Source organism: Rheinheimera sp., from assembly GCF_020217005.1.
Lineage (GTDB): Bacteria > Pseudomonadota > Gammaproteobacteria > Enterobacterales > Alteromonadaceae > Pararheinheimera.
The window spans coordinates 1-10,000 of record NZ_JAIWOI010000167.1; the positions used below are offsets into that span (position 1 = coordinate 1).

The 10,000-nt window shown below is 45.0% G+C and carries 16 protein-coding genes; 6 read left to right on the forward strand and 10 right to left on the reverse strand.

What is annotated here, in order from left to right:
- Positions 1-148: 148 nt before the first annotated feature.
- Both LDL40_RS08145 and LDL40_RS08150 read right to left on the reverse strand, forming a co-directional pair.
- Complete coding sequence (locus LDL40_RS08145; protein ID WP_300994768.1) at positions 149-628, reverse strand: carboxymuconolactone decarboxylase family protein; 480 nt, start codon at positions 626-628, stop codon at positions 149-151.
- 45 nt (positions 629-673) lie between these two features.
- A complete protein-coding gene (locus LDL40_RS08150; RefSeq protein WP_300994769.1) occupies positions 674-1,282 on the reverse strand; it encodes an FMN-dependent NADH-azoreductase in 609 nt (202 codons plus the stop codon).
- A gap of 102 nt (positions 1,283-1,384) precedes the next feature.
- Between LDL40_RS08150 and LDL40_RS08155 the strand changes: the two genes are divergently transcribed.
- Positions 1,385-2,773, forward strand: coding sequence for a PLP-dependent aminotransferase family protein (locus LDL40_RS08155; RefSeq protein WP_300994770.1), 1,389 nt, complete (start codon positions 1,385-1,387; stop codon positions 2,771-2,773).
- A gap of 7 nt (positions 2,774-2,780) precedes the next feature.
- Here the strand turns inward: LDL40_RS08155 and LDL40_RS08160 are convergent, their stop codons facing one another.
- Genes LDL40_RS08160 through LDL40_RS08170 form a run of 3 tightly spaced genes read right to left on the reverse strand, consistent with a single transcriptional unit; the run spans position 2,781 to position 4,422 of the window.
- Complete coding sequence (locus LDL40_RS08160) at positions 2,781-3,221, reverse strand: flavodoxin (RefSeq protein WP_127021064.1); 441 nt, start codon at positions 3,219-3,221, stop codon at positions 2,781-2,783.
- 12 nt (positions 3,222-3,233) lie between these two features.
- Complete coding sequence (gene truC / locus LDL40_RS08165; protein ID WP_300994771.1) at positions 3,234-4,058, reverse strand: tRNA pseudouridine(65) synthase TruC; 825 nt, start codon at positions 4,056-4,058, stop codon at positions 3,234-3,236.
- Positions 4,024-4,422 (reverse strand): YqcC family protein, encoded by a 399-nt coding sequence (locus tag LDL40_RS08170; protein WP_300994772.1) that lies wholly within the window; start codon positions 4,420-4,422, stop codon positions 4,024-4,026. The genes truC and LDL40_RS08170 overlap by 35 nt, the downstream gene beginning before the upstream one ends.
- Positions 4,423-4,441: 19 nt before the next feature.
- Here LDL40_RS08170 and LDL40_RS08175 point away from each other — a divergent pair, with 19 nt between their 5' ends.
- On the forward strand, positions 4,442-4,792 hold the full coding sequence (locus tag LDL40_RS08175) for a DUF3301 domain-containing protein (RefSeq protein WP_300994773.1): 351 nt from the start codon (positions 4,442-4,444) through the stop codon (positions 4,790-4,792).
- On the opposite strand, the gene LDL40_RS08180 is transcribed toward LDL40_RS08175, so the two are convergent.
- Both LDL40_RS08180 and LDL40_RS08185 read right to left on the reverse strand, forming a co-directional pair.
- Complete coding sequence (locus LDL40_RS08180; protein ID WP_300994774.1) at positions 4,780-5,109, reverse strand: DUF962 domain-containing protein; 330 nt, start codon at positions 5,107-5,109, stop codon at positions 4,780-4,782. The genes LDL40_RS08175 and LDL40_RS08180 overlap by 13 nt on opposite strands.
- Before the next feature lie 7 nt (positions 5,110-5,116).
- Positions 5,117-5,776, reverse strand: coding sequence for a GNAT family N-acetyltransferase (locus tag LDL40_RS08185; protein ID WP_300994775.1), 660 nt, complete (start codon positions 5,774-5,776; stop codon positions 5,117-5,119).
- 125 nt (positions 5,777-5,901) lie between these two features.
- On the opposite strand from LDL40_RS08185, the gene LDL40_RS08190 reads away from it, so the two are divergent.
- Entirely contained in the window at positions 5,902-6,129 is a 228-nt protein-coding gene (locus LDL40_RS08190; protein WP_300994776.1) for a DUF2789 domain-containing protein, read from the forward strand.
- 74 nt (positions 6,130-6,203) lie between these two features.
- Here the strand turns inward: LDL40_RS08190 and LDL40_RS08195 are convergent, their stop codons facing one another.
- Positions 6,204-6,572 (reverse strand): DUF3192 domain-containing protein, encoded by a 369-nt coding sequence (locus LDL40_RS08195; RefSeq protein ID WP_300994777.1) that lies wholly within the window; start codon positions 6,570-6,572, stop codon positions 6,204-6,206.
- A 157-nt stretch (positions 6,573-6,729) separates the two neighbouring features.
- Here LDL40_RS08195 and LDL40_RS08200 point away from each other — a divergent pair, with 157 nt between their 5' ends.
- Together LDL40_RS08200 and LDL40_RS08205 are read left to right on the forward strand one after the other, a co-directional pair.
- The gene (locus tag LDL40_RS08200; RefSeq protein ID WP_300994778.1) at positions 6,730-7,014 is read left to right on the forward strand and encodes a hypothetical protein; all 285 of its coding nucleotides are present in this window, start codon (positions 6,730-6,732) and stop codon (positions 7,012-7,014) included.
- Positions 7,014-7,790 carry a DUF2310 family Zn-ribbon-containing protein gene (locus tag LDL40_RS08205; RefSeq protein ID WP_300994779.1) on the forward strand — a complete coding sequence of 259 codons (777 nt, stop codon included), beginning with the start codon at positions 7,014-7,016 and terminating at the stop codon, positions 7,788-7,790. Before LDL40_RS08200 ends, LDL40_RS08205 begins: the two co-directional genes overlap by 1 nt.
- Before the next feature lie 6 nt (positions 7,791-7,796).
- Here LDL40_RS08205 and syd read toward each other — a convergent pair whose 3' ends face one another.
- Positions 7,797-8,357, reverse strand: a complete 561-nt coding sequence (syd, locus tag LDL40_RS08210) for a SecY-interacting protein (RefSeq protein WP_300994780.1) — start codon at positions 8,355-8,357, stop codon at positions 7,797-7,799.
- 85 nt (positions 8,358-8,442) lie between these two features.
- Here syd and queF point away from each other — a divergent pair, with 85 nt between their 5' ends.
- Positions 8,443-9,282, forward strand: coding sequence for an NADPH-dependent 7-cyano-7-deazaguanine reductase QueF (queF, locus tag LDL40_RS08215; protein ID WP_300994781.1), 840 nt, complete (start codon positions 8,443-8,445; stop codon positions 9,280-9,282).
- Positions 9,283-9,445: 163 nt separating this feature from the next.
- Here queF and LDL40_RS08220 read toward each other — a convergent pair.
- A partial coding sequence (locus tag LDL40_RS08220; protein ID WP_300994782.1) for an SDR family oxidoreductase occupies positions 9,446-10,000 on the reverse strand: 555 nt, incomplete at its 5' end.

A 10,000-nucleotide genomic window follows, 5' to 3' on the forward strand; every position in this document is an offset into this window, starting at 1 on the left:
TCTGATCACCGAACACCATGAATGTTCTCACTTACTTAATTTTTTGTATCACCTCTATGATTTTACTCATATTTTTGTGGGGATACCTCAGGGTCAGATCACATTGTTAACTGTTAACAATGTGATCTGACCCCATTTTCAAACTAGCTTAGTTAAACACTGCCTTGGTTAAACCAAAAGCTGCGTCTTGTGAGCCAGGTTCCATCTGCGCCACAATTTGCATACGGTTCCAGAAGTTAATTAAACCAATGCCATAAGTCAGTTCAGAAATTTCTACGTCAGAGAAATGTTCTTTGGTAGAAATATACAGCTCGTCACTGATACCGATAGCCGGAATATGAGTTAAAGCCTCAGTTAACGCCAGCGCTGCTTTTTCTTTAGCGTTAAATAATGGTGATTCACGCCAAATGGCGACATGATGTAAACGCAGCTCCCCTTCGCCTTTAATCTTGGCCTGCTTGATATGCATATCCAGACAAAAAGCACAGTTGTTCAGTTGCGAGGCTCTGATATCGATCAAGCTTTTGATTAAGGGATCAATAGAAGTTTTATAGGATGCCATGCTGGCATCTATTAGTGCTTTGGTCAGGTTCGGTACAGTTTGAAAGTGATTTACTCTGTTGCTCATGGTCGTGCTCCGGTTTTCAGTTAAAAGTAGATAAAGCAATATTAATCAAACGGTTAACATATCAACTGCGCTTAGCGCTTTGGCTAATGCTGTGTCTTTGGTCAGAGGAAAATGGGTTCCATCTACTCTGATAAATGTCAGGTCTTCTATACCTATGTAAGCCAACGCGACTTTGATATAAGGCGTAAACTGGTCATCATTCGCAAAAGGTCCCTGGCTAAAACAGCTGCCGCTTGAGACCACTACATAGACTTTTTTATTGGTCACCAAACCCACTTTGGTACCTTCTTTGGTAAAGGCAAAAGTGCGTCCAGCTCTGGTGATGTGATCAAACCAGGCCTTTAATACAGACGGCAGACCTAAATTCCACATCGGGGATGACAGCAGCAGAATGTCAGTTTCCAGCAACATATCCACCAACTGCTCGGACAGTTGGATCGCCTGGTTTTGCTCTGCTGTTCTGTCTTCTGGTTTCGTCAGAAATGCCCCTGTTGTCAGCGCATCCAGATGAGGCAAAGGCTGAGCCGACAAATCCAGCACCTGCTCGGTCAGCTCTGGATAACTGCTTTGCAATTTCTCCAGCAAATGTTGCGATACTTTGCGTGACGAAGAGCCTTGCAGATTTGGACTGACCTTAATGTGTAGTAGCTTCATTCTCTCTTCCTCATCATTAAATCTTCTGTTGATGTCGCTCATTTTAACGCCAGATGTCATACTCAACAGATACAAGAACCAAGAAATTAAGTAGGACACTTAATGGGCTATAAAGAAATTTATCAGCGTTATACCCAGAGTATTCTGGCAGGCACTTTAAAACCCGGCGAAAAAGTCCCGTCAATCCGGGTATTGGCAGAAGATTTGGGAGTCGCGAAAAAGACGGTCGAAGCGGCGTACGATATTTTGATTGGTGAAGGTTATCTGGTCAGTCTGGGGGCAAGAGGGACCATAGTTAACCCCGAGCTTTTTATTAAAACGCAGCCCGCTGAAACGCCACAATTAGCCTTAGAGGACAAAAGCTTAAAACATATTATCGACCTGCGGGATAACAAAGGCTATTTCCGTTTGGGTATACCCTCTTTAGATGAATTTCCTTATAAGAAATGGTTGCTGTTATCAGGTAAAGCCATCCGCGCCATGCGACCAGAGGAAATGCTAAACCCGCCTATAATGGGCCACCCACCTTTGCGTCAGGCTATAGCTAATTATTTGAATATCTCACGGGGCTTAAACTGCAAAGCGGAGCAAATCTTTATCACCAGCGGCTATAAAAGCAGTATTGCACTAATTTTGCAGACGCTGAGTGTGCAAAATGATAAATGTATCTTTGAAGATCCAGGCTACTTTTTTGGCCAAAAGCTACTGAAGCGTATAGTGCATAACCTGCATTACGCCCCTGTCGATGCTCAAGGCTTAAATGTTGATTATTTGCTGAAGCATCATCATGACGCCAGGTTTGTCATCACAAGCCCAGCTCACCACAGCCCTTTGGCCGTCACTTTATCTCTGCCAAGGCGTCAGCAACTGCTGCAGTGGGCAGCACAAACGAAAGCCTGGGTGATAGAGGATGATTACGATGGCGAGTTTCACTACACCAAAAAAGTGATACCTGCATTGAAAAGTCAGGATACTGATGACAGAGTGATTTATGTTGGTACTTTTAGTAAAACCATTATGCCGTCGATGCGGGTCAGTTACATAGTGATGCCGACAGAACTATTAAGCAAATTTAAAGAAACAGGCGAAATTATCGAAACCAGCCAGCCTTTGTTGCCACAAAAAATCCTCACCTTATTTTTAAGCGAAGGCCACTTTTTTAAACATCTGAAAAAAATGCGCGCTTTGTATCAGCAAAGACGAATGATGGTCTATAGCGCTTTGGATAAGGTATATCCAGGCTTATTTACCTATGAACATACAGACGGCGGTATGCATATTGTGGTGTTTTTAAAACAAGGTGTGCAGGACTTGCAGCTGGCTGAGTTGTGGAACTCCTTCAACCTGCAGGTATTTCCGCTATCGAGCTGGTATTCACAAAAAAATAAGAGGTATGGTCTGGTGATAGGCTACACCAATATCAAGTCAGAACAGGAAGCCATAGCGGCATTAAGCCTTGCTTATAAAGACACTATGGCGCTGTTTAATTAGAATAAAATTAAAACTGCTGCTCTATCCAGGGTAAAGCTAAATCTTCAGCTTGCAGTGTTTCACCAGCATCAATCTCTAAGGCCGGAGCCAAAGCTGTGCCCTGTAATTCAGCCAATAATTCGGAAAACTGTTTACCAGCACCACAAAAGGTATCGCCATAGCCACTGTCACCTAAACAAATCACAGCGTATTTTTTACCGGTTAACAGCGGGAACCTGTCTTTTACATCGATAAAAAAGGGTAACAAGTTATCCGGAATATCGCCCTGACCTGTGGTGGAGGTGATCACCAGCCAGATATCAGGCGCAAAAGCTAATACGTCGTTCAGTTTAGGCTCCAGATTCAACTGAGTCAGATAACCTTTAGCCTGTAAAATTTTCTCTGCTTCTTCGGCAACAAACTGAGCACCACCGTAAACAGTGCCCACCATAATGGCTACTTTTTTCATAGATCCCCTGCTTTATAACTGCGCTAAGCCCTTTAACTCTAACTGATCAAAAAGTTGACTGTACCAGCTGTCAGCTGCGGGCCAACCCAATGTTGTAAATAACTCTTCTACTTCACCCAACGGCGCTTCGATCACTAAATCTACGCCTGTCACCGGGTGTTTTAGCTCCAGTCTTTTGGCAATCAATAACAATCTGTGGCTATTAAAATGCTCCGCAAAGAGTCTGTTGTGTTTGCCTTCACCATGGGTAGTATCCCCGACCAAAGGATGACGTAAATGCGATAAATGACGACGCAGCTGGTGCTTACGACCTGTTAAAGGCTGCAAAGCCACCAACGAATAACGTGCCATCGGATATTTGCCTATGGCTATGGGCAATTCAACTTGTGCCAAAGGCCATAAAGCCGTTACAGCCTCCTGCTTGTCTTTGTCCTGACTTGCCTGTTTGTCAGCAATTTTATCCAGTTGCTCCTTCAGCGGATAATCCAAAATACCAGCTTGTTTAACAAAACCACGGCACACCGCCAGATAAAACTTGCGCCAGTGCTGTTCAGTTAACTGTTCTGTCAGCAAACGGGCAACGTCCGCAGACAAAGCAAATAACAACACACCAGAGGTCGGCCTGTCGAGCCTGTGCACCGGAAACACATGCTGACCTAGCTGATTACGTAAAGTTTGCATCACAAAAACGGTTTCATGTCGGTCTAAAAAAGAGCGGTGCACTAGCATACCCGCTGGTTTATCTATGGCGACCAGATACTGGTCCTGATACAGAATATTCAACACCGGAACTGGCGTTAACTCAGGCTCTGGCAATGCTTTGCTGACGTTGTCCACTTAATAATTCATCCAAATCTGCAATTCGATTAATCAGCAGCAATGTGCGGTTCTCTAAATGTTTAAAAGCTTCTTCGGCCATAGGACAAACTGCTATTTGCTGCGGTAAAGGCAAACGCTCTTCGACCAAAGCCCGCATGCGCGGCAAAAATACAAACTGTAGCCAGTGCTCCAGCGGCATAGTGTCACAAAAAAATGGCGCTGTGCTTTGCATCGCCTCAGGACTGGGTGCGATAAGAGTCCAAAGCTCTGCTGTTTTTAGTTCGCTTTCTATCTGATTTAATAAATCTGTGACCTGTAAATACATGCTTATGCCGATCCGATTTAACTGGTGATCCGATTTAACTGGCACAGATTTTATCACAGGCTGGACCTGAGCTGCCTTGCAAAAACACCTGGGCATCGCCATTATGCATGTTCATAACAAAGGAGTAATGATGGATTTTGTCTGGTTATTATTGTTAGGTATGGCTTTTGTCTACGCATTTTTGTTGCAGCGTAAGCAAGATGAAACTGCAGTTAAGCTAGCTAAACATTTGTGTAAGCAACAGCAGTTACAGTTTTTGGAATGCGCCAGAGGCAAGCATCAGTTCTCTAAACTGGACAACAGATGGCGCTGGTTTACCAGCTATCAGGTGGATTTTAGCGGCGACGGAGAAAGCCGGTATCAGGCCGAACTGCGTTTATCCGGCCTGCGCTATTTAAGCTTCCAGCTACCGCCTTACCGGATTTGAGGCAGGTTTTGTAACTTTTGCTCTAACTGGCCGGTCAAAAAATCTTTATACATCACCCAATCTGCTGCCAGACTATAAAAAGGATATTTGAAGGTAGCAGGTTTGTTATGCTCAAACTTAAAGTGCCCAAGCCAGGCAAATCCGTAACCCGCCAGCAACATCAGCCACCAGTACCCCCATAAACCTGTCAGACTCAAAGCGGCTAAAATGGCTAACACCAGAGTCGAACCAATATAATGCAGGCGACGGCAAACAGGGTTTTGATGTTCAGACAAATAATAAGGGTAAAACTCGGAAAAACTGCGAAAGCCGGACATCTGCTGTTTACTCCACTAAAGTTAAAGGACTGTTTTGTCTTGGTCTGAACATTAAAGTACCTTTGACTTTGCTGAAATTCAACTCAGTGACTTGTTGATAATGATCGGCGCTAAAAAAAGCTTTATTTTTGTCCAGGGTGACAAAAACACCAATGCCCAGAGAGGCCGGATTTTTCTCTACTATAGAATCAACGGCGTGCATCAAATAATGCCCTAAGCCAAAATGCTGGTACTTTGGTGAAACAGCGATAAAGGCCAGCATATGATAATGCTGTACCGGCATAGCGGCATGAATGCGTTGTTCTTTTTCCAATAGTTGTTTAGTTGAGACATACCCTGCTGTCAGTAACATTTTTAAGCGCCAATGCCAGAATCTATCACCACTTAGTTTAGAGCCTGGCTCAGTAACGCAAGCTACCCCTAACAACTGCTGCTCAACAAAAATGCCAATGACGGGTTGTTCTTCTTGCCAGAAGACGTTCAACTCCTCACGTATTGCAGCTCTTAAACGCTGTTCGTAGTCGCTTTTTTCGGACTGGAAAATATCCATAAAAACCGGATCGTCATGATAAGACTGGTATAACAAGGACGCAGCTAGTTTTAATTCATCAGGGGTTAACAACTGTGCTTTAAGCTGGTTCATATCAAGAGCAGGTTGATTTGGCATTCGATGTCCCTGTTATTTTATTTTAGTTTGAGTATCAACATAGCAGTCAGGCGGCAGAATGCCAATGCATCATCCTGACAGCCAACTACACTTAACAGAACTCTGATTGATAAAGGAACTATAAGATGGATATGACTACACACGATTTGGCCACTTTGTTTGCACAGTTAGGCTTGGATAACAGCCCGGCGGGCATTAAAGCTTTTATCGCTAATCATAAAATTCCAGCCGATATGTCTTTGGCTCAAGCTTCGTTTTGGACCAGCGCGCAGGCAAGTTTCTTAACTGAGAATTTAAAACAGGACGCCGACTGGAGCGATGTGATTGATCAATTAAACGTATTGTTGCGATAGCAACAAGCTCCTTAGGCTGGTAAAAAAGGGAGGCATAAACCCAGACAGTCAATGCCTCCCTACTCCAGGGATTGTTACAATTGACGATAGGCTTTGTCACCCCAGCCAGTTAATACACCATTTTTGAATACCAAAGGGGTGCATTCATTTTTACTGGTTTCACCGTCACTGTGCTCATGATGAGTGCGATAAAACAACACCACAGTTTCGTTGCCAGCATCGCGGAAAGATTCGCTAAAGTCAGGCGTGCCTAACTGACCACGCACAGAGACCAGTTCATCGCCCAAATTTAACTGGCTAATCACCTGATTGTTTAACTTTTGAGTTTTTTTCCAGGATGAATTGTTACCACTATCGTGCTCATCGTTATCTCCTATGGCGACCACACAACCAGATAAAGCCATCATTGCTGTTGCTACTGTTAATACTTTTAAATAATTCATTGTTTTTCCCTTAGAGTTTTAACTTGTTGATAGCCAAAAGCAAAACGCAAGCCAACTTTTAATACCCTTACATAACAACAACTTATAAAATCAGGCTAGAGATATGAATCACTTAAGTGGTAAATTTCACTAAATTTTAGTGAAACTTGAGAATCCTATGGAACAACTCAGTCAACAGGTTGCAAAAATTGCTGTTCAGCTGCAACAAGAAGGCAAGGAGCCCAGCCTGGCTTTGGTTAAAGCCCGTCTAGGTACTGCAACCATGAGCCCTGCTTTACTGCAGGCTTACCAGGCTTGGCGCAATGGTGCTGTAACACTGCAACCCGGGCCTACACCAGCACCACAATCTCAGACAGAAGCTGAGCAGTCCTCTGATATCCAGGCAGATTTAGCCCGTATTGAAGCCAAGCTTGACTTGATCATGAAAAAGTTGGGGATCTGATGCTGGTCGCAGAGCTGGAATTTAAAATTATTGCCGATACCAGCTTTGCTGCAGCGGAAAAAGGTATTCGCTATTATCTGGAAAAGCTGATTTTCCAGGGGCAGATCCTAGGCCGCGAATTCCCGACTTATCAGGCAAAAGACAGTTTTTTCAGTCGTGTAGTGCTGCCACAAGCTGATGCACTGGAGAAAAAATCACACAGCAAAACAGGCCTTGATGCCTTAGAACAATTACAGCAGGTGGGTTTAAGCTATCCAAAGTTAAAGATTCTGGGTGATGATTTGATGTCGAATCATACTGACCCCTGTCCTTCTCATTCAGCGCTGATTTTATTTTGTAGCTTTTCCGCCACTAACTCAGTGCTTTACTGCGCCGAACATTTCGCTCCAGTGCCTTTGTACAAAGTGGGTAGAAGCAGCGGTGAAGATTTTGAGTCTTTAGTGCGTTGGCAATTGCAGTATCAGGCACTGGATGAAATTCAGATGCAGGAAGCCCGGGTACTGCTGAAGAGCGCCGAACAAAGCCTGCAGGGCTTTTACAGTGGTTTAAACCAACAAGGTTACAAACAGGCCAAAGCCTTGAGTAAAGAGCTGCAAAAGCCTGTCTATTATTATCTGTACAGTGGTAGCAGTTCAGACTGTAGTTTGGATGCCGGGAAAAAATGCCCGTGCTGTGGCTCTGACTGGCAATTAACTGAAAGCTGGCATGGCTTATTTGATTTTCGCTGTGAACCTTGCCAATTACTGTCGAATATAGCCTTTGATTGCCAGCTCTGAAGCAGCTTAAAAACTAAGCTGCTGTAAAAAAGTCGACAGGTCAGGCGCCAGTAAATCCTTCACTTCCATTCCTACTTTTTCCAGATAAACCTCACCTGTTGCCACTAACACTGAAATCAAATAATCGTCGTGATCTGTAGCTGCAATAAATACAGTTTCGCGCTGTTTTAACCGTCTTTTCATCAGAATATGCGCGATGATATTTTGCTGCAGGCGCTCGAAATCAGCCTGATGCCAGCTCATCAACAGCTCAAGTTCACCTCTTTGATGCTGAACCTTTAAACCGCCGCCAAAATAGCTGGTATAGAAGGTAACAAGCTCTGCCGGGAACTGCAGCTCCAATGCCTGCTGGGTTTTAGATAAATCCAAAACAGGTTCAGCTTTCACCGGACGCCAGTGCACCTCGCCCTCAACTACCTCGCCATACTGACAAGGCGAATCAAGTTCTGGATCAACCCAACTGATCAGTGTTGGCTTTTTGTCGTAATAAGACTCTACAAATTGTGTAAATTGCTGATGGAATTGGCCCGGCATGCTGCTTCGCTTTTGTGCTAAAATTGCCGCCATTCTAACTTGGTTGTGCCTTTATCCCCAAGTCCCTGGCGTGACAAGATGCAATCAAATTCGCTCTAGCTTCCCGTAAGAAGGCTTTATGACAAAAATACAGACAGAGCAATTGTCTGGCTTAACACTTGGCCAGGCTACTGCTTATATTGATCACTACAGTCCTGAATTACTGCAGGCTGTACCACGCACTTTAGGCCGTCAGGCTATAGGTTTAGCAGCGGAACTGCCTTTTGTCGGCCAGGACATCTGGCATGGTTACGAGTTGTCATGGCTGAATCCAAAAGGTAAACCCATGGTAGCTTTAGCCACTTTTGTGGTGCCTTTTGATACGCCAAATCTGATTGAATCCAAGTCCTTTAAACTCTACTTAAACAGCTTAAATCAAAGTAAATTTGCCGATATCAGCCAGCTTTACCGCACTATGAAAACGGATTTATCAGCCTGTGCCGGTGGCCCTGTGCAAGTGACTTTGCATAACGTAAATGAGCTGACCGCCTTTCAACCAACCTGGTTGCCTGGCCGTTGCATCGACGATTTGGATATTGAAGTTGAGCATTACGACTACAAACCAGAGCTGTTGCAATTAGATCCAACAGGGACTTTGGTCGACGAAAAACTGCATTCGCATTTGCTGAAATCTAACTGCTTGATCACCTCCCAGCCAGACTGGGCCAGTGTTTATATTCATTACAAAGGTAAGGCTATTGATCATGCTTCCTTGCTGAAATACCTGATTAGTTTCAGAAGCCACAATGAATTTCACGAGCAATGTGTAGAGCGGATTTATCTGGATTTGTGGAAGCTGTGCGAGCCAGAGTTTTTACTGGTTTACGCTCGCTACACCAGAAGAGGCGGCCTGGATATTAACCCGCTGCGCTCCAGTGAAGCTTGTGATCAACCTAATTTACGGTTAACACGGCAGTAATCGGAGGGAAAGATGTATGACCCCCAACTATCAAAGTGAACCCGAACCTGACTGGCCGTTTTGTATCTAAAAAAATTGCTATAAACAAAAAAAGTAAGACTGACAAGCCTTTGCAGTGGCAAGCCGCGGGGCTTGCCACTAATAAGTAGTCCGCAGCTCCTCGTTACAAGGTGGGAACTGTGCCGCCGTCAATCCTGTACTCAGTACCTGTGATCGACGCGGAGCGCGGAGACGCCAGGAAAGCTATTAAATCGGCAACCTCGTTTGGCTTGGCAGGTCGGCCTACCGGGATCCCGCCCAGCCAGTCCATAATAAGTTTCTTACCCCCCTCGTAGTCTGTTCCTGCTTCGGCAGCCATTCGCTGTGCGAACACGACTGAAGCCTCGGTCTCAATCCATCCCGGTGCAACACTCAGCACACGAACCCCCTTTGGCGTCACCTCTCTTGCCAGCGACTTGCTATAGGTAGTGAGAGCCCCTTTGGCCGCGGCGTACGCGGTCGTGGACTCGGGCAGAGGCAGCACACGCTGGATGGAGCTAACGTGGATGATGACACCCGAGCCTTGCGCCAGCATAGTGGGCAACAATGCACGGTCCAGGCGGACGGCAGGCATTAGGTTCAGATTCAGCTCAGCAAACCAGTGCTCATCACTGATAGCTGCAAAACCACCACCTGGAGTCTTTGAGCCCCCCAGCACGTTGATCAGGATGTCTACAGC